This window comes from Aquipluma nitroreducens (assembly GCF_009689585.1).
GTDB classification, from domain to species: Bacteria; Bacteroidota; Bacteroidia; order Bacteroidales; family Prolixibacteraceae; genus Aquipluma; species Aquipluma nitroreducens.
Genome location: NZ_AP018694.1, coordinates 4,860,401 through 4,878,772, shown reverse-complemented (window position 1 = coordinate 4,878,772; position 18,372 = coordinate 4,860,401). Strand labels below are relative to the sequence as shown.

Here is an 18,372-nt window from a genome sequence, read left to right as displayed (position 1 = left end):
TCAAAAATCCTTCTCGTGCAAATATTTTTAATCTGTTATCATCCCTCTGGTCAATTTTCACATGCAGGCCATTATGGGCTTAACCTCTCACTTAATTGGTTGGATGTTCTGTCACGATTCCGCCCGTCTTTCCACCCTGTTGATGTCGGTTACTTTTAACTTACCTAATTTTTCAGAATCTTCAATGCGTTTTCCCGGTAGAATTTCTTAAGTGTGGCATCGCTGAGCCCCAACCCGGAGAGGGGCCAAGGCGTATTCGATACGTCCCACGCGTAGAAGTGCTCGTCAAGTGTCTCCCATATACGGAATGTATTCCGATACATTGACAGGTTGTAACTCTGGTCGGTACCGTACAATAACCGGTCTGCATACTTCTCCATGAATTGCTTAGCAAACCTGGGGATAGCCGCCACGTAAGCCTCTCTCTGAGATACATCAGCATACAGATTCGGATACTTATCGAACATTCTCCCAAGCTGGTCCAGATCATACGTCTGGTTCATAAAATGGCATGCAATAAAAGTGGTTCGCGGATGTTTTTTCAAGGCGCGTTCCATGGTAGTGACCATTTCTGTAAGATCTGGAATATCCTTCTGGTTGTCTAGCCGATAATAGTATGACTCAAATAAAAGGTCATTATGTTCGTCCATCGGCTCATACATCCATCTTGGATCTCCGATGTGGAGATTGATTGGCAATTTAAGGTCAGCAAGCTTTTCCAAAACAGGGTCCATACGCGGATCATCGATGTGCATCCCCGGGCTACCAGGTAGTCCCTTACCTTTATCACTGATCTCACCAACTCCACTGGCACCAAGCTTTACACATCTTTCCAGTTCGGCTATTGTTGAGGGGCCAGAGCCTGTAAGATCAAGCCCACACCAGAGTTCGAAGCGATCGGCGTATTTCCCATAAACGGCAGCATACTTATCAAATGTTTTCCCTATTCCACAAAAGAGGATTGTCTTTTGAACGCCTGCTTCATCCATGTTTCTCAACTGTACAATAGCGATGGAATCCAGATTTCCCCCGACAGGAGCATGCATGTGCATATCAATGGCAAGATATTTTGCCCTTTTAATAAGAGTTTTGGGATTCTTAAAAATGGTTTGCGGCCTGTAATCTTTAAGAAGCAGTGAGTCCTGCAAACCAGAAGCTCTCATTTGTCGTTGCTGCGCCTGCGACAAAAACATGATTGAAGAAAAAAACAATGAAAACAATAAAATTTTCATCCGTACAAATTTTTAGTAAGTTTAATATCAATTGGTGATAAATTTTTACATTGATCGGCAAAACTGCCGGATGGAACTCACATGTATTTGATCATTGGTTTTTGTGATTGTTGTCAAACATGCTCGTTTCATAAGATTAAACATTGTGAGTTAAATTAGTGTGCCATTGTTCGTCAAAAAATAAATTGCTACTCAAACACAAGAAACCCAAACTTCTCAAAGTCATGAAAAGTCTTACTTGTCAATTGCCATGACCATTCGGAGATACCACTATCGTAATCGATCCGATAAAAATTTGCCCTCCATCTGGTATCTGGTTTTGGCAAACTATTATTTAATGGTCTCAAGAGCTTATAAGGAATAAAAAATTCTGCAGTCCAGCCCGTAATTGCGGCATTACTCCTCATTTCCCCTCCCTGGACAGTAGTAGCATGACGGGTTTTTCTATCACTATCATAATGAAAAGGCATCCACCTGACAAGGTCTCCTTTTTCGTTTGATATTAAGATCGGCAATTCATAATTTAAAGGAGAAATCTCATATTCAAAATAAACGGGGGTTTGATCATCAGTCCAAAGAAATATTTCGACAACATCTTCTTTCCAGAGATCCATAAAATCAGCATTCATGGTTGAAGTCAACTTTTTATCCCTGCAATTGAAAAGGAAATAGATGCCGGTTTTGGAATACAGCACTTTTACTTTCGTCGTTAGTGGTTCTCCAGACAAAATACGTTGGGGAAGGACCATCCATTCTGCCAAAGCCCAATTTTCAGCAGAGCCGTCTCCTGTAACCTTAAAATCAGGGCACTTTCTAACTATTAAAGCTTTTGAATCATCCGCTCTGGCAAATAATTCCAAATTAAAGCTTTTGATACCAACAAGCAAAATGACTAATAAAAATTTAATAATCACCCGGTGCAACAACTTGCTAACAGCTTGAGTTTGCGCTGAAGTCCGCTTTGGAAAACTATTTTCAGGCGAATCCATGCCATCAATTGTACCACTTCTGAATATTTTCACGAAATTTTCTTGATCATGCTTCTTGTTCCTCATGATTATATTATTACCACTGACTTTATAATATTTTATTTTGTAGAGAATACTCTTTTTTTTATTTTTTCAATATAACCTATTGTTTATTTTCCTTTATTTCTATTTTTCCCATTGGGTACCAGCCATCTTCATTTACTCCATCAATAGCCAATTTCACTTTAGGTTCATAAGAAACAGGGGAAACGATGGCAATTTCGAGTTCATAGGTTCCCACAGGCATGTCATGAGGAATATACAGGTTTTCGTCATGGACTATATCACCAGGAAACCAGTTAAGAATATTGGCGCTGGTACTTAATATCACTGTTTTTTCAGTATTTTTAATTCGAAGGGCAAATTTGTAATCCTTATAAATAGGTGCTACTCCTTTGTTTTCCCACCATGATGTAATGCGCAACTGGCCTTGGACCGTTACAACTGATGGGTAAGTAAACCTGCGAAGTACGAATCGGTAGCCCATTTTGTTCAACCAATTATCCACCAATGGTCTCCATTCTTTTGGTACTGCTGAACTTTTAGCATTAAAAGAAGAAACATGCCATTTGAGGCCTTGTTCAAAAATGTATTCCACAGTTTCTTCACTGTATTTTTGTTTTTGGAGCCAACTTAAGAATGTCCCGCAAATTTCAAGTGTAACTGGTGCCTTTCTCCAAGCTTCACTCATTCCACTTTTTATAATGTCTTCCGGATAAACATCAGTCATGTGGTTCCATTCACTTCTTCTCAAATCTCCATGACAATCCAAACGCCAACCCAGATTACGCATTTGAGTTCCGGTACCATTGTTTCTCCCGTCAGGCCAGTAAGCGGCTATATTCGTGCCATTAACCAAAACTCCAGGGTCAGGTGCATCACCATTGAGCGGCTGGAAAGTCAAGGTTGTCTTTTTAAAATTATCCAGATATGCATTGATTAAAGCCAACCGCGAAGGATCAGACAATAAATGGGAACCTTCTCCTTCGCCCCAGTAACCGATAAATGAAACATCGACAGATTCTAAATCTGGATGCCCGTCATACCGCTGCCCCAAGGCTTTGATCATCCCTCCAAAATATTTTATATACCGGGGGTCTTCGGGGTCGACCCTCCATTTTGCTATCCCCTGTTGTTTCTCTGGCCCAACCATTTCCCTGTACCAACCGGGCACGTCTTTTTCAGCTTCAGCTTCATAGGGTGAAATGCGAAGCATCAACGTTTGTCCCCTTTCGGCTGCTGTTTTTAAGGCTTTATCAATCATTGGCCAGTTATACTGTTGACATTCTGGTTCTAAAAATCGCCAGTTTACCCTGAAATAGGCAATAGTTGTCTGAGGGTAGTTTTTATTGGTCAGGTCACCATCAAAGTTCTGATATACAATTGGTAAACCTTCAGTCCAACGTATCCCTTCATTTAAATCATCTCCGTTAAAACGTTGAAAGGTTGTAAATCCTATTCCCGGATTTGTCAGTACATCGTTAATTTCTTTTGGTTTGACTTTCATAATGACATTATTTTCCTGAGCCATTAGAAATGTCTGACCAAGTAATCCGCATAATAAATAAAAGAAAATGGTTTTCATAAGCTGATTCATCAATCTTTATTTTCGTATGGATAAATTAAAACACCTTTTACTACCCTGTTAATAGCGCCACTTAACGATGGCGAATCAGGATTCAATCCAAGTTGGATCGATTTATAAAACCCGATCATTTGGGCAGGAAGAATAAAACAAACCGGCAAAAACTCCTCATCAAGCTGATTTCCTTTATCGGACAGAACAAAAACGCGATCAATTTTTGCTTTTAAAGTACCGCTTTCAATTAGTCCAACTGTATATAAAGGTTGTTGTCCGTCATGAAGTGATTCAATGAGGTCGGTTTCGTATTGAATGACATACTGTTGATTCGAAAAGAGAAGAAAAACAAGCGTTTTGTTATTGATAACCGCTTTGGGCCCATGTCTGAACCCAAGAAAAGAATCTCTTTTGCAAATGATGTTTCCATCGGTAAGTTCCTGCAATTTTAAATGAGATTCAGTAGCTGTTCCCAATAAAGGACCCGATCCAAGAAAAACAGCCCTTTCGAAACTCATTTCGGCAATTTCTCTGAATATTTCTGATTGACCAAGTAATTTTTGACCGTACTGAATAAGCACGTTGACCTGCGGAGCCAGCGAATCAATTTCATTTATTCTTGCAATAAGTAATCCGGCCAGCAGCATTCCTGAATAACTACCGGTCATGGCCAGACTTTTATCATTTGCATTTTCAGGAAGAACAAAAACAAATTTTGGCGAATAGGTGTCGTATTTTGCCAATTCGCCTTTCTCGTCGCAGGTAATAATAAAGTGGAACACTTTTGAACAAACCTGATCTGCAATGCTAACAGCCGCAACGCTTTCAGGACTATTCCCTGAACGTGCAAATGATATTAACAGTACCGGACTGTCAGTGCTTAAATAATCGTTAGGATGGGTAACCAGATCAGTGGTTGAAACCGCATTCACATGTTTTCCTGATTTTCGGCCATAAATACCAGAAAGAGAAAGACCAATAAATGCACTTGTTCCAGCTCCTGTAATAACAATATTTAAATTATTGTGTTGGAGTGCTTTATTTAAAAATGAAGTGATAGATTGTTTTTCCTGCTGGACCTGGGTAAAAATCTCTTGCCACAATACTGGCTGATTCCAAATCTCTTTCCCGGTATAAGTTTTATCCTGCTTCGAAAAAACTGAATCGGAAGATTTATTCGTATTCATAGGGCTTGGTTGTAATTTTTGTAAATATTCTTTCGTTTACTTTCATTACAAATATATATATTTTTTTTTCATTTAATTTACTACATTTAAATTTATTTTATCTTTTCTTTAGTTGTCAAATCAGTTTCGTTACCTTATATGTTTTATATTTGTAATACAATTGAATTCAGTAGATAAAAAAATTATTGGCTATCTTTGCAATCAGTTGAAAAACTCCCTTGTTTTGAGCAACCAACGGAACTAAAAAAAGTATATGGGAAAAATTAATCAGCACAACACAGTTGAAAGACGGATGAAAATCATGCAGATGCTTTCTGCGCATGATCAGGTTTTTGTTAACGATCTCAGCAAAGAATTCGGTGTTAGTGAAGTAACTATCCGTAATGATTTGGAACAACTTGAAATGAAAAAACTTTTAGTTCGTGCACGTGGTGGAGCTATGAGTATAAATCAGACAGTAAGCTTTGACCAGCAACTGGGAGAAAAAAACAAAATAAATATGTCGGAAAAAAGCAGAATTGGCAAAGTTGCGGCTAAGCTTATTAATGATTCTGACACTGTAATAATCGATTCAGGTACAACTACAGTCGAAATCGTAAAAAACCTTTCGACATCGTTGAATAATGTAACTATTATTACCAATGCTTTAAATATCGCTAATCAATTGGTTTCGAATACAAATATCAATTTGATTATGCCCGGCGGAGTATTACGTAAAAATTCATTATGCTTTATTGGCCCGCTAGCTGAAAGAAATCTTAAAAATTTCTATGTCGACAAAGTATTTCTTGGCGTTGATGGCTTTGACCCTTCGAATGGCATTTCAACACCAAACATTGAGGAGGCTTACATGAATCAAATCATGATTGAAGTTGCCCGTGAAGTAATTGTTGTAACCGATTCTTCCAAATTCCTTCGGAAAAGCCTTGCTTTTATTTGTAAGCTCGATAAAATTAACATTGTAATTACTGATTCAGGAATTCTGGAAAGCGATAAAAAGCGACTTGAGGATGCAAATATTAAGGTCATTATAGCCTAAATTCTTTGCCAACCAGAAGCCAAAATGATCATCAATGTAAATTCTATATTTTTTTCGATTTAGCCAGTACCTGAAGAGAGTCTGAAAAATTCCCATCTCACTTTCGGTAGGAAAATCACTCTTCGGATGGGGTGAATTTTTGAAATTTAGTGTCATTGAAAATTTCATACAGTTTCAATGAAATTAGTACATAGATAATGGAGGCAAAAGTCAGAAAAGCACAGGAATAAAATGCATTCCAATTCAATGGTCACCAAACAATTGGATTTCCGGTTTGCTGTTTAAAAGTCCATTAACAACGGAAACCTTATACAACGATTAACCAAACCTAAAGGATGATCAAATGAAAACAAAAAAAGTCAACTGGAAAACATTCATGTCAATTTTAATCTCCATATTATTTTTTACCGACCTCGGTTTAAGTCAGAATATAACATCTGGAAACCGGCCAAAAACACCAATTATGGGATGGGCCAGCTGGAATAACTTTCATGTAAAAATTGATGAGAAAACCATTCAATCACAAGCAGACTTTATGGTCTCAACAGGAATGCATGATGAAGGTTATTCCTACATCAACATCGACGATGGATATTTCGGAGGCCGCGATAAAAATGGGAATTTGCTGATAAATCTGAAAAAGTTCCCCCAAGGGATGAAAGCAGTTGCCGACTATATCCATTTCAAAGGATTAAAAGCAGGAATTTATTCGGATGCCGGTATTAACACATGTACTTCCAAATGGGATAAAGACACAATCGGTTCCGGCTGTGGATTGTTTGGACACGAACATCAAGACCTAAACATGGTGCTTAAGGATTGGGGTTCAACTTCATAAAAGTAGATTGGTGTGGAGGTGAATGGATGGGTCTTGACGAGCAAACACAGTACACTAAAATAGGGAACATCATTCGGGAAATAAATCCTGATGTTGTTTTCAATGTTTGCAGATGGCAATTTCCTGGAACATGGGCTACAAATCTCGCAGATTCGTGGCGCATTTCAGGAGATATTGACAATACTTTTAAAAGCATCCTAAATATCATTGAATTGAATGCCGATTTGTGGAAATATGCTTCGCTCGGACACGTGAACGATATGGATATGCTTCAGGTGGGACGCGGCATGAGTTACGAAGAGGATAAAACTCACTTCAGCATGTGGTGTATGATGAATTCACCCCTTTTGGCCGGAAATGATTTGAGAAACATGTCAGAAGAAACGATCGGAATCCTAACCTTTGAAGAAGTAATAGCACTCAATCAGGATCCATTGGTCTGTCAGGCACGGCGTCTGAAAAAGAACAGCGTTCTGGAAGTGTGGGCTAAACCGCTGATCTCGACCATGAGCGGAAAAGTTGCTGTCGCTTTGCTGAACAGGTCTGAAAAAACTGCAACCATAAGTTTTAACCCCGACTCAATCGGCATTGCTGCCAAAAAAGGCTATACGATGCGCGATTTGTGGGCGAAGAAAGACTTTACATATTCGGAAAATCAAAAGATAAGTTTTGAAATTCCGGCTCATGGAGTCGTCATTTTAAAAATAGTCGGAACCATGAAGCCACATAATGTATTTCAATACAAATAGGAATATGAAACGGACATGTTGGCGTCAACACAAATACCAATGAAAATAATTTCCAACGACATGTGAGTTCCATCCGGCAATTAAAAAACAAATTATTCATGGATGAAAACACAACTAAAAAAAGCTGATTTTTGCCTTTACAGCAATTATTTGACTTTCTTTTTCATCCGTGTTTTGGCAATCGATTGTAAAATCAACTTACACCTATCTGAATGTATTTTCGTTCAGCGATACCTCACTAATAAAACTGCTCTCCTGCATGAGTTATTGAATTTGATGGCCGGAAAGGCTTGCGACACAGCCCATTCATCAATTATGTTGAGTTTAAAGTGAACTTCGAACCTGATTTACTTGGAGAAATTAATTCCATCACTATGAATTTAAAACTGGCAGTTCCCTGTACTGACTGGCAATCCATTCAAATCCCGAACAAACAGGTTTTCGATTTGTCTAAACTAATGCCGCAATATAATTCAGCATTTCAGAATAGTATTCCTCAATGCTCTGCAGCAATTTAAACTGTGCTTTTGTACGCTGTAAATTATGTTCCGGAAAGCTGATTTTGTAATAGGTATCTCCGTTGAGATAATCGGCCAGAAAACGGGTTACCTGCATGTAAGTGATTAATTTAGCTCCAAATGGTAACATCTCAACTTCAATTGGACTCAGAAATTTTTTTGCTTCCTGAAGGTAGCCTTGAGTATATGACTTGAATATTTCCATGTTGAAAGAAACATTTTGTAAATCGGCGTCATCCTCTTTTCCGGTGTTTCCGGCTGAACGCATGAAATCGCCGAAGTCGGACATCACAAAACCGGGCATGGCCGTGTCGAGATCGATCACACAAAGCACTTTGCCTGATTCGTCGAACAACATATTATTCACTTTGGTATCGCAATGATTGATTCGTTTCGGCAATTTACCTTCCCTGAATAATCGTTCACACGAACACATTTCGTCGGCACGTTTTTCAATCTCTTGAACCAAATCCTTCACCTTGATTAATCGGCCAGCTGAATCATTCTTTACTGCCTCGCGGAAGGAAGCAAGGCGGGATTCCATGTTGTGAAAGTTTGGAATCGTTTCGCCAAGTGGTTCTCCGGGAATATCTGCTAGCATGGCCTGGAAATTTCCAAAAGCTTTCCCCGCATGAAAAGCATATTCAGGAGTAATCGCCTCGAATGTTTTGGCTTCAGGAATTAACAAGGTCATTCGCCAGTAATTCTCATCATCAAAATAAAATAATTTCTCATCCAAAGTCAGAATGATCGTCAACGTTTTACGTTCGAGATCGTTTTCACCTGCATCCGCCAATTTTTGACGAATGTGATCGGTTATGCGTTTTATATTGTTCTGTAAAAGATCAACATCTTTAAAAATGTGGTGATTTATCTTTTGCAAAACATACTCTTTGGGCTCACTTTTAAGAGCGACCCGATAGGTGATGTTTATATGTCCTTCGCCAAATACAGAGATCTCCTGAACTTCAGCTCCTTGTAAAAATTTATTTACGATTGATATCAACTCTTTCATAACTTCAAATATTATTATTAATTGACTATGCGACAAATTCTATTTTCTTCTGATTTGATATCCCCAAGTTCCAAAATAAAGGATAAACAGGTAAGCAGGAATAAATATCCAATAGGCGTTTTGATAATCGCTGACTGACGAAATTTCGCCGGTTTTAAAAAGATCGACCAGAAAGCCAAAGATTAAAGGCAATATCGCCCCTCCTACAATTCCCATGACAAGCAAAGAAGCACCGGTTTTTGTGAACTTGCCTAAATCGGCAATGGCCAGCGGCCAGATTGCTCCCCACATAATTGAATTGGCAAAACCAATTGCGACCAAGCTGTAAATCCCCATTTCACCGGGTAGAAAAATGACACAAAAGGAAGATATAATACCAATTACAGCAAATAATTTCAGAGCCGTTGTCTGGGAAAGTAATTTTGGAATCATGATCACTCCAAAAACATAACCTACAAACATGCCAATTGGAACATATTTGGCATATCCGGCCGGATTGGTCATTCCCTCACCAAATACGGCTTTGGCAAAACCAATGATCGAAACCATGGGGATGGTTTCAACCCCAACATATAAAAACAGAGCAAATACGCCCAATAACAAATGAGGCATCTGAAAAACACTTTTTCTTCCGGCAGCATAAACACTTGCTGAACTTGCATCATTTTCATCCTCGCCGGCAGCCTTCACTTCTGGAAGCGGAACAAAATACATGAATATTCCCAAGGCTACCAGAATTCCGGTCACGATGTAAAAAGGAAAGGACACCTGACTTAACTGAACATTTTTCAAATCAAGAAATAAGCCCAGAAATAAGGGTCCCATCCACCAGGCCAGCTTATTCATGATACCCATTAAACACATGCGCATGGCTGCACTTTCGTGTGGACCAATAATGGTAACATATGGATTAACTGCTGCCTGCAATAAAGTATTCCCAATACCACCGATGAATAAGGCCAGTAAAAAAATTGGAAAACTGGCCATATTTGCTGATGGCACAAAAAGGATCATGCCAAGTGCCATAATAAAAAAGGCAATGAGCATACTCATTTTATAACCTACTTTCTTAATAACCCAACCTGCAGGTGCCCCAAAAACAACAAAGGCTGAAAAAATTGCCGCCGTCACTAAATAGGATTCAGTCACAGAGAGGTTTAATGCATCCCGAAGAAAAGGAGTTAGAAATCCACTAATTCCGACTCCAAAACCAATTACAAAAAACAAAACACCTACAATGAGTAGTGGAATTATCAAGGTGTTTTCACCTTGCGAGGATTGTTTATTCGTCATTTTCTTAAGTGTAATTTGATAGTGAAAAATGTAATTCGAAACATTCATTTCCGATTTCAGGAGAGAATGTGATTCTTTTTTGAATTGAAACATAGATCAGAAAGACAGGATTGCAATAGCTACTACTGCAAATACCAATCCGATCATAAGCATCGATCCGGGCATGACACTGTATAATATAAGTGAAAGTACAATTGTAATAACCGGCGCCAGTCCCGTTAGCGGCACCACAATAATGGCTTTTCCGTATCGAAGCGCGTAAACAAGCATCAGCGCACCAACAGAATTCAAAACATGCACCAATGCAGCCAGATAAGGACCTTTGAACCCCCAGTTAATTGGTTGACTAAAATCAGTCATCCACCAGGCAAATGGGGAAAGGACAAGAGCCGTTACTGCCATATAAAAGAAGATGCTCTCGGCTTTCATGGTTTCATTTGAGAATTTCATCACATATGCCTGTAAACCCCAGGCCACGAACACAAATAAGGAAAGAACCAGCCATAGATATCCACGTGAATCGGATGAGCCAGGTTCCTGATAGGAAAGAAAATAGATAGCGACGAGTGCAGTTCCTATTCCAATCCATTTCAGCAGATTGGTTTTCTCCTTCAAAATAACTACTGATAATAAAATGGTTAGAATAGGATACAGCGAGATAAACGGGAAAATAATGTAGGCTGTACCTTGAAGCAATGCCTCGAAAAGCAATAACTGACCACCAGCACCAAGCAAACCAATGGCTGATCCTAAAAAAACAGATCGTTTATCGGTTTCAATCTTCCAATCGATTAAATACATAGCGACTAAGGCACAAGGAATCATGGTAAATGCCCACACAATATATCCCAGTGTTGGCGGAAATCCGGCCTTTTGAGGCACTTCAATTAAGGCTCCCCAAACGCCCCAAAACACCGTAGTAATAATAGCGAAAAACAACCAAGAACGAGAAGCTTTCATAAGAAATAATTTATTTTTCGAAGGCAAATATAAGATATTTTCTTTTGATACCTTGTTAAATTTATTTTTTTATCGTAGATTCAAGTCACAAATGCGATAAATCATTTCAAAGCTGCAAAAAATATTTTAGAAGGGGTTTGAAATTTTAATTTTTCTCTTGGTCTTCGATTTATCTTATTCTTTACCAGTTTTATATATTCACTATCATATAAATCGAAATTGCTTCCTTTAATTGAAAATTGCTTGATTAGCTTGTTTGTATATTCATTTAGTCCCATTTCTCAGGAAGAATATGGGTGTGCAAAATAGAAATCTGCATTCAGTTTTTTTGCAATTAGTTCATGTTGTGCGAACACAGAACCGTTGTCAGAAGTAATGGTGTGAGCAGTATCTTCATTGGAAAAAACGGTGAAATTGACCACCCATTTCCAGTTTAAATTGACCACCAGTTTCGGAGCAAAGTGACCACCGGTTGCCGACGCAAATTGACCACCCTTTGCCGACGCAAACTGACCACCTAAAACGCTTACTTTTTTTCATGTCGTTACCCATACTTTCGTTCAAAAATGGAACGGATTATGGCAAATAAATTAACGGACATGAGTAAGATTAGAAAAGCAATTAAATTTCATTGCGGTGGAAAAAGTAAGCTATTTATAAGCCAATACTTATCCTTATCGAGGAACACTGTAAAAAAATACATTTCCCTTTTTGAAGTACAAGGACTGACCCTTGACCAGATCAATCAAAAGACTGATCTTGAACTTGAAACGCTGTTCTCTCACCAAACCGATGAACCCATCAGCGCCCGGGTGCAAAAGCTTTATGACTTTTTCCCGTACATGGAACGGGAACTCAAAAAAGTTGGTGTTACCTCCTATGGGATGTGGGAAGAATACATCAAAAAGCATCCTGATGGCTATCAAAACTCTCAGTTCCGGGAGTATTACAAACTGTGGGGAAAGAAGGTAAATCCGGTGATGCACATGAACCACAAGGCTGGCGACAAGATGTATGTTGATTATGCCGGGAAAAAGCTTTCAATCGCGGATAAAGACACCGGAGAGATTACCGAAGTTGAGTTTTTTGTTGCCATTTTGGGGGCAAGTCAATATACCTATGCCGAAGCCACGGCCAGCCAAAAGAAGGAAGATTTTGTTGTATCGGTAGAAAATGCCATGCGTTTTTTTGAAGGCGTTCCGGCAGCAATTGTTCCGGACAATCTAAAGTCAGCGGTGATAAAAAGCAGCCGTTTTGAGCCCACCATCAACGAAACACTGGCAGATCTGGCAGAACATTACGAAACCACTATTCTACCAGCCAGAGCTTATAAACCACGGGACAAATCGTTAGTTGAAGGTGCTGTTAAAATACTATACCGCAGGATTTATGCTGCACTGAAGGACGAAACGTTTTTCTCCCTTGCGGAACTGAACGATCGCATCGGCGACCTGTTGGATGCACACAACAACAAAAAGCTCACCGGTCGTCCATACACACGTTTTGAGCTATACAATGACATCGAGAAGGGCAAACTGTCGCCACTGCCCATCCAACGCTTTGAGATCAAGTATCAGGCACAGGCAACGGTCATGCAAAATGGTCATGTGCAGCTTAGTTGCGACAAACATTTTTATAGCGTGCCGTACCAATACATCCGCAAAAAGGTGAAGGTGATGTACACCAGAACAACGGTCGAGATTTACTTTAAATACAATCGGTTGGCTACCCATCCCCGGGACTACGCACTTTACAGCTACACAACCACACCCGAACATTTAGCGAGCACCCATCAATTTGTAACCGATTGGACTGCCCCCCGGTTTATCAATTGGGCAAACAGTATTGACCCGGTTGCCGGGGAATATATCTTTAAGATCATTGAAAGCCGAAACCATCCTGAGCAGGCGTTTAAAAGTTGCATGGGGATACTTTCGTTTGAGAAAAAGGTTGGCAAACAAAGACTTATCAATGCCTGCAAACGTGCTCTTGACTTTGGAACCTACAGTTTTAAAGCCATACAAAACATCCTGGAAAACAACCTGGATATGATCAAGGGTGAGACAACAGAAGATCCGGAATTGCCCGAACACAACAACATACGAGGGAAGAACTATTACAAATAAACTTAAAATCAAATTATTATGAATGAATCAACGTTGACAAAAATGAGACAAATGAAACTCTCCGGAATGCATGGTGCATTTAAAACTGCTGTCGAAACCGGAAAAACAGACCATTACACCATCGATCAGTTTGTGTCCATGATTATTGATGCAGAATGGGACGAACGTCACAACCGAAAAATAGAGAGACTAATTAGAAATGCCAAGTTCCATTACAAATCAAACATCGAAAGCATCACTTTCGATCAATCACGAAACCTGGAACGCAACCTTATTTTACGACTTGGAGAGTGTGAGTTCGTAGAGAAGAACGAGAACGTTTTAATCACAGGAAGTACCGGCGTGGGTAAAAGTTATTTGGCAACGGCACTGGGTTATCAGGCATGTATCCAGGGCTACCGGGTAAATTACTTCAATACATCGAAGTTGTTTTCCAGGTTAAAAATGGCAAAAGCCGATGGCTCATACTTGAAGGAGCTAGCGAAAATCGAAAGGCAGGATGTTATTATACTCGATGATTTTGGACTCCAGGCACTCGATAGTCAAAACAGGATAACGCTATTGGAAATCATTGAAGACCGACACAATAAGGGTTCCATTATCGTTACTTCACAAATACCGGTTCAGGGATGGTATGATATTATTGGAGAAAAAACCATTGCTGATGCAGTATTGGACAGGCTGATTCATCAAGCTCACCGCATCGAATTACACGGAGAATCAATGAGAAAGAAAAAAAGTATCAACAAGGAATAATTTTTACAATTTTGAATATCAATTACGACATTGAAAAAAGGTAGTTCTTAGATGGTATTTTTAGGTGGTCAATTTAAATCGGCAACGCATGGTCAATTTAAAGGTTCTTCGTCACATTTGGGGATTAATTATCCGGTTTGAGATAGAATCACCTTCCTTCGCAATAGTTCAAAACCTGCCCTGCCATACATTTGGCGCTTAATGCTCTTGATCCGGTTCACATGACCTTCAACTGCTCCATTGCTCCAGGGCAAACGTATGCCATTTTCAACAGCCTTAATATCGAATAGTAAGCCGTTGGCAAATGTTTTCAGTCCATATAGCTTTCGTTTTGATCGTTTTATGAAACCAATCCATCTTTTAATGTTACCACTTCTTCTTTTAAGCATAGTTCGAAAAATCAGGACTAACCTCCTGACAATTTGAAGTTCAGGAACATTGTCAATTAGGGCTTTCATGCAGATTCTTTCGTCGGTGTCTTCAATGTCTGATAGAGATCCGCCAATATATTTGGCCAATTTCCTAGAGCTTAGAGGTTTGATATAAGGGATCATTCTTTGTTGAATCTTGGCGTTATCTAATGTGGTAAGGCTATACTCCAACTTTATTTTGTTGATGTAAGAATACGCTTGTGTGCTACCGCCGTTATATCCAAGCTGAACAATTTCATCGAATATATCCTTCTTTTTATATCCCTCCATATTTAATCGGGACAAAATATAACTGGTAAATAAATCAATGTTGATCGATCTTCGGCGAATCCTGGGTGATAAGGTTTCCTGAATGAAATAGGATCGTACCGTGTTACGACTAATATTTAAGATTTTTGAAATTCTTTTCAGTGGAGTTCCGTTTGATTGAAGTTCTTTAACTTTTTTGAAGGTATCCAGCCGTTGGTCGACTTTGATTTCTTTAGGTTCTGCGGGAACTTGCCGGGACAGGAAGCCTTTAACCGACTCAGCATTAAATAGATCAGTATTGGCAGACATCGTTAATATTTCATCCGTTTTTTCTGTTATTACCCTTCTTATCTCTTTACTTATACTTTTGAAGTATTTATCTAAGGCATCAGATAAATTCATTAATAAATGGAATCGATCCGCAATTTGAATTGCATCCGGACAAACTTCATTAATGGCCGAAGAATAGGCACCTGAACGATCTCGGGTCACTATTTCGGCATCAGGATATTGGGCTAACCATCCCTTTAAATCGGCACTTTCTCTTGATGATAATAAGTCAATTGGTCTGGATGTTTCCATGTCAATTAAAACTGTTCCATAGCTCACTCCCTTACGGTATGCCCAATCATCAATGCCAAGGACTCTTGGTTGCTTTATCTCTGGCAATTGCTGTTTAAGAGCGATCCGGGTGACGGTTGAAGGACTAACTGGAATTGAAAATTGTTTAGATAGAATGCTTCCAAGTTTTCCTGTTAGTTCAATTGACAAAGAATCCAATATTTGCGATGCTCTGGCAGTTCTTCTGGCGTATCGCATCAGATGGGACGTCTGTTCAGAAAATACCTTGCGGTGACATGTTGGATCTTTGCATTTGAATTTCCGTGTCTTTAAAATGAGTATGGTATTATGTTGAAATACGGGTAGATCAGATATCGTTCGATGGTAAAAATCATGAACAGAACTGCTGAGAAAACCACAATCAGGGCATTTGGATCGGTTGGACTTGATTGATGCGAAAATTTTGATCGTATTATTATCATGTTCTATATTCTTAATGCGAAATTTGGATAAGCAAATTAGGCGGGATATCTTCATAAGTAACTGTCATTAAATTACTTAAAGATAGAAAATATCAGTCTAATTATCAAGAAAATATCAATCTAATGCACTGGTTATCTGATATTTAATTCAATATTCAATCGAAGGTATTTTCCCCAAATGTGACGAAGAACCAATTTAAATCGGCACAGGGTGGTCAGTTTGACCGAATATTACACTTTGAGCATTAACTGTAACACGTACTGAAAGAGACGATTTCTCGTTTTGAGCTACTTTGCTATTGCGAAGTACAAAGCGAACAGCATAAGTTTCTTGTTTTTTCATACCAAAATCATTTAATTTTTGTTAGTAAATATACTTTAGCAATGAAAGAACATGAAATGCAAAACACTGCATTTCAACGCAATATAAGCGTTCAAGGTGCAAATTCGGGAGTAATTTTGTTTTTCGGGTCAACTCCCGAATTTGCACCTCGGTAGATGCTTTTAAATGCATTTTGCTGCATTTCCAAAAAACAAAAAACTCCTGTAAATGTGATATTTACAGGAGTTTGCTTTGATGTGCTTTCTGAAAAAGTGGAGCTGGCGGGAACGGAACCCATCAGCTATACCGCTAAATATCAATTATTTAATTTTTCAAAATCTTTCAAACTCCCGAATTACCACCTCGAAAACGTACTATTTCGAGTATCAGGTTGCTTCCATTTGCAAAACAAAACTACCAAAAAATTCGGAATAAAAGTCCCTGCCTAATACCCAACGTCCAATCCAATGCATTTAAACTTTTCATTCCAATCTAAATCACGACATTTTTTTCTGTATCCTTTTTTTTTGAGTGTGGGACTGCATTTCAATCAAAATTCAGTTGATAGCGTACTGATCTACCGCCTCCATCACGGGTAAATACGCCCAAATCGTATAATTGCTGTAAGTCTCTTGTCGCCGTCGCTTTGGATACCCTGGTTATACTCATATATTTTCTCGCTGTCATTCCCCCTTCGAAACCATCAACTCCTTGTTCCATTATTTTGAGGACGGCTTTCGACTGACGCTCATTTAACTTGTCCTTGTAACGGTCAAAAAACTGGGCTTTTTTTAATGTGAACTGAACCATGGATTTGGCATCCCTTTGGGCATCAAGAATAACCAGGGTAAAATAAGTTATCCACGAAGTAATATTCAAAGACCGTTGTGCTTCCTTCAGTGCATTATAATAGTCTTCTTTGTTCTTTTCGATGGTTTTTGACAAACTCAACATGACAGGACGATTGAGTGACTGCGACAACGCTTTTTCAGCAACGGCACGGCCTATGCGACCATTTCCGTCTTCAAAAGGATGAATCGATTCAAAATACAGGTGCGCTATGGCCGACTTTAGTACCCCTTCGGCAATTTCTCCTTTTAATGGAAAGATAGCTGAATTATACCACTCAATAAAAGCTTTCATTTCTGCTAGTACCTTCTCCGATGGCGGCGCTTCAAAGTGTACCACTTCACGTCCAACAGCACCTGAAATCACATGCATGGGGGCGTTTCCCTCTCTCCAATCGCCCGGATTTATATTCCGTGTACCGGCCATTAACATGCCATGCCAGGTTTTAAGCGTATTTATTGTCAGTGGTTCCTGAAAGCTTTTTCGGACTTCTGTCATCAGTTGGGCTATCCCGGTGGCTCTTCGGTCTTTTACAGAAACAGGCATGTCGTTCAGTCCAAGGTTGTTCCTTAGAGAGGATATCACATCTTCACGGCTGATATATTCTCCTTCTATTTCCGAGGTTTTCAAGGCTTCAGACATCATTAATTGTAAAAGCGTTTCCTGCTTCAGGTGGTTTGGTAACCCTTGGATTATGCCGTTTATCTCACCTGTTTCTTTTGCAAATTCGAGGATAAGAGGCTGAACATCCGTGGTCTCAAAGGAAAACATAGGCCATTCAGGCAACTGCCAGTTATACTTCATGAGCCGATTATTTTTCATATTCGGCTCAAATATAGTAAAATTACGAGCCGAATACAACTAATATTTGGCTCACTCGATCCTGAAAATTGGTGGTCGAGAGAGTCAAAACCTGATTGAACGGAACAATCGGCTCAATTCCACAAAGTTAGTGTCAATGCTGGTTAGGTTTCTTGAGCAAAATGGAGGAATCCTTTCTAAGAGAGCCAGAGCCAAAGAATTTCCTGAATTAAGGGATGATGAAGTTGTGATAATTGAAAGTGCTTTTCAGGAAATTTTTGAAATTTGATGGAACAAAGATTTCACAATGCAAAAGGTGCAAGCATTTATATATAGATATGCTTGCACCTGACGATA

The 18,372-nt window shown here is 39.2% G+C and carries 15 protein-coding genes; 5 read left to right on the top strand and 10 right to left on the bottom strand.

Features of this window, described 5'->3' with window-relative positions; all coding sequences use genetic code 11:
* Positions 1–164: 164 nt before the first annotated feature.
* The 4 genes from AQPE_RS20635 to AQPE_RS20620 form a co-directional block, all read right to left on the bottom strand.
* Positions 165–1,232, bottom strand: a complete 1,068-nt coding sequence (locus AQPE_RS20635; protein WP_318348375.1) for an amidohydrolase family protein — start codon at positions 1,230–1,232, stop codon at positions 165–167.
* A 188-nt stretch (positions 1,233–1,420) separates the two neighbouring features.
* Positions 1,421–2,287: a carbohydrate-binding family 9-like protein gene (locus tag AQPE_RS20630; protein ID WP_318348374.1), complete on the bottom strand. Its 867-nt coding sequence runs from the start codon at positions 2,285–2,287 to the stop codon at positions 1,421–1,423.
* Between the two features lie 76 nt (positions 2,288–2,363).
* Positions 2,364–3,857 carry a DUF4832 domain-containing protein gene (locus tag AQPE_RS20625; RefSeq protein WP_318348373.1) on the bottom strand — a complete coding sequence of 498 codons (1,494 nt, stop codon included), beginning with the start codon at positions 3,855–3,857 and terminating at the stop codon, positions 2,364–2,366.
* On the bottom strand, positions 3,857–5,026 hold the full coding sequence (locus tag AQPE_RS20620; protein ID WP_318348372.1) for an SIS domain-containing protein: 1,170 nt from the start codon (positions 5,024–5,026) through the stop codon (positions 3,857–3,859). Before AQPE_RS20620 ends, AQPE_RS20625 begins: the two co-directional genes overlap by 1 nt.
* Before the next feature lie 253 nt (positions 5,027–5,279).
* On the opposite strand from AQPE_RS20620, the gene agaR reads away from it, so the two are divergent.
* The 3 genes from agaR (at position 5,280) to AQPE_RS20605 (ending at position 7,652) form a co-directional block, all read left to right on the top strand.
* Complete coding sequence (gene agaR, locus AQPE_RS20615) at positions 5,280–6,065, top strand: transcriptional repressor AgaR (RefSeq protein ID WP_318348371.1); 786 nt, start codon at positions 5,280–5,282, stop codon at positions 6,063–6,065.
* Between the two features lie 343 nt (positions 6,066–6,408).
* On the top strand, positions 6,409–6,903 hold the full coding sequence (locus AQPE_RS20610; RefSeq protein ID WP_318348370.1) for an alpha-galactosidase: 495 nt from the start codon (positions 6,409–6,411) through the stop codon (positions 6,901–6,903).
* Positions 6,885–7,652 (top strand): glycoside hydrolase family 27 protein, encoded by a 768-nt coding sequence (locus AQPE_RS20605; protein WP_318348369.1) that lies wholly within the window; start codon positions 6,885–6,887, stop codon positions 7,650–7,652. The genes AQPE_RS20610 and AQPE_RS20605 overlap by 19 nt, the downstream gene beginning before the upstream one ends.
* A gap of 450 nt (positions 7,653–8,102) precedes the next feature.
* Here the strand turns inward: AQPE_RS20605 and AQPE_RS20600 are convergent, their stop codons facing one another.
* The 3 genes from AQPE_RS20600 to AQPE_RS20590 form a co-directional block, all read right to left on the bottom strand.
* Complete coding sequence (locus AQPE_RS20600; protein WP_318348368.1) at positions 8,103–9,185, bottom strand: phosphotransferase enzyme family protein; 1,083 nt, start codon at positions 9,183–9,185, stop codon at positions 8,103–8,105.
* A 39-nt stretch (positions 9,186–9,224) separates the two neighbouring features.
* Complete coding sequence (gluP, locus tag AQPE_RS20595; protein ID WP_318348367.1) at positions 9,225–10,478, bottom strand: glucose/galactose MFS transporter; 1,254 nt, start codon at positions 10,476–10,478, stop codon at positions 9,225–9,227.
* Positions 10,479–10,574: 96 nt separating this feature from the next.
* Positions 10,575–11,438, bottom strand: a complete 864-nt coding sequence (locus AQPE_RS20590; protein WP_318348366.1) for a DMT family transporter — start codon at positions 11,436–11,438, stop codon at positions 10,575–10,577.
* 599 nt (positions 11,439–12,037) lie between these two features.
* Here AQPE_RS20590 and istA point away from each other — a divergent pair.
* On the top strand, positions 12,038–13,564 hold the full coding sequence (gene istA / locus AQPE_RS20585; RefSeq protein ID WP_318348365.1) for an IS21 family transposase: 1,527 nt from the start codon (positions 12,038–12,040) through the stop codon (positions 13,562–13,564).
* 18 nt (positions 13,565–13,582) lie between these two features.
* A complete protein-coding gene (gene istB / locus AQPE_RS20580) occupies positions 13,583–14,320 on the top strand; it encodes an IS21-like element helper ATPase IstB (protein WP_318346942.1) in 738 nt (245 codons plus the stop codon).
* Positions 14,321–14,448: 128 nt separating this feature from the next.
* Here the strand turns inward: istB and AQPE_RS20575 are convergent, their stop codons facing one another.
* The 3 genes from AQPE_RS20575 to AQPE_RS20565 all read right to left on the bottom strand — a co-directional run bounded on the left by AQPE_RS20575 (position 14,449) and on the right by AQPE_RS20565 (position 18,018).
* Entirely contained in the window at positions 14,449–16,098 is a 1,650-nt protein-coding gene (locus AQPE_RS20575) for an ISL3 family transposase (RefSeq protein ID WP_318348364.1), read from the bottom strand.
* A 141-nt stretch (positions 16,099–16,239) separates the two neighbouring features.
* Positions 16,240–16,386: a hypothetical protein gene (locus AQPE_RS20570; protein ID WP_318348363.1), complete on the bottom strand. Its 147-nt coding sequence runs from the start codon at positions 16,384–16,386 to the stop codon at positions 16,240–16,242.
* A 525-nt stretch (positions 16,387–16,911) separates the two neighbouring features.
* Positions 16,912–18,018 carry a Fic family protein gene (locus AQPE_RS20565; RefSeq protein ID WP_318348362.1) on the bottom strand — a complete coding sequence of 369 codons (1,107 nt, stop codon included), beginning with the start codon at positions 18,016–18,018 and terminating at the stop codon, positions 16,912–16,914.
* Between the last annotated feature and the right edge of the window lie 354 nt (positions 18,019–18,372).

Excerpts from the sequence above, each read along its gene's own strand:
- AQPE_RS20635 (WP_318348375.1), bottom strand. The coding sequence starts at position 1,232 with ATGAAAATTTTATTGTTTTCATTGTTTTTTTCTTCAATCATGTTTTTG.
- AQPE_RS20630 (WP_318348374.1), bottom strand. The coding sequence starts at position 2,287 with ATGAGGAACAAGAAGCATGATCAAGAAAATTTCGTGAAAATATTCAGA.
- AQPE_RS20625 (WP_318348373.1), bottom strand. The coding sequence starts at position 3,857 with ATGAATCAGCTTATGAAAACCATTTTCTTTTATTTATTATGCGGATTA.
- AQPE_RS20620 (WP_318348372.1), bottom strand. The coding sequence starts at position 5,026 with ATGAATACGAATAAATCTTCCGATTCAGTTTTTTCGAAGCAGGATAAA.
- agaR (WP_318348371.1), top strand. The coding sequence starts at position 5,280 with ATGGGAAAAATTAATCAGCACAACACAGTTGAAAGACGGATGAAAATC.
- AQPE_RS20610 (WP_318348370.1), top strand. The coding sequence starts at position 6,409 with ATGAAAACAAAAAAAGTCAACTGGAAAACATTCATGTCAATTTTAATC.
- AQPE_RS20600 (WP_318348368.1), bottom strand. The coding sequence starts at position 9,185 with ATGAAAGAGTTGATATCAATCGTAAATAAATTTTTACAAGGAGCTGAA.
- gluP (WP_318348367.1), bottom strand. The coding sequence starts at position 10,478 with ATGACGAATAAACAATCCTCGCAAGGTGAAAACACCTTGATAATTCCA.
- AQPE_RS20590 (WP_318348366.1), bottom strand. The coding sequence starts at position 11,438 with ATGAAAGCTTCTCGTTCTTGGTTGTTTTTCGCTATTATTACTACGGTG.
- istA (WP_318348365.1), top strand. The coding sequence starts at position 12,038 with ATGAGTAAGATTAGAAAAGCAATTAAATTTCATTGCGGTGGAAAAAGT.
- istB (WP_318346942.1), top strand. The coding sequence starts at position 13,583 with ATGAATGAATCAACGTTGACAAAAATGAGACAAATGAAACTCTCCGGA.
- AQPE_RS20575 (WP_318348364.1), bottom strand. The coding sequence starts at position 16,098 with ATGAAGATATCCCGCCTAATTTGCTTATCCAAATTTCGCATTAAGAAT.
- AQPE_RS20570 (WP_318348363.1), bottom strand. The coding sequence starts at position 16,386 with ATGAAAAAACAAGAAACTTATGCTGTTCGCTTTGTACTTCGCAATAGC.
- AQPE_RS20565 (WP_318348362.1), bottom strand. The coding sequence starts at position 18,018 with ATGAAGTATAACTGGCAGTTGCCTGAATGGCCTATGTTTTCCTTTGAG.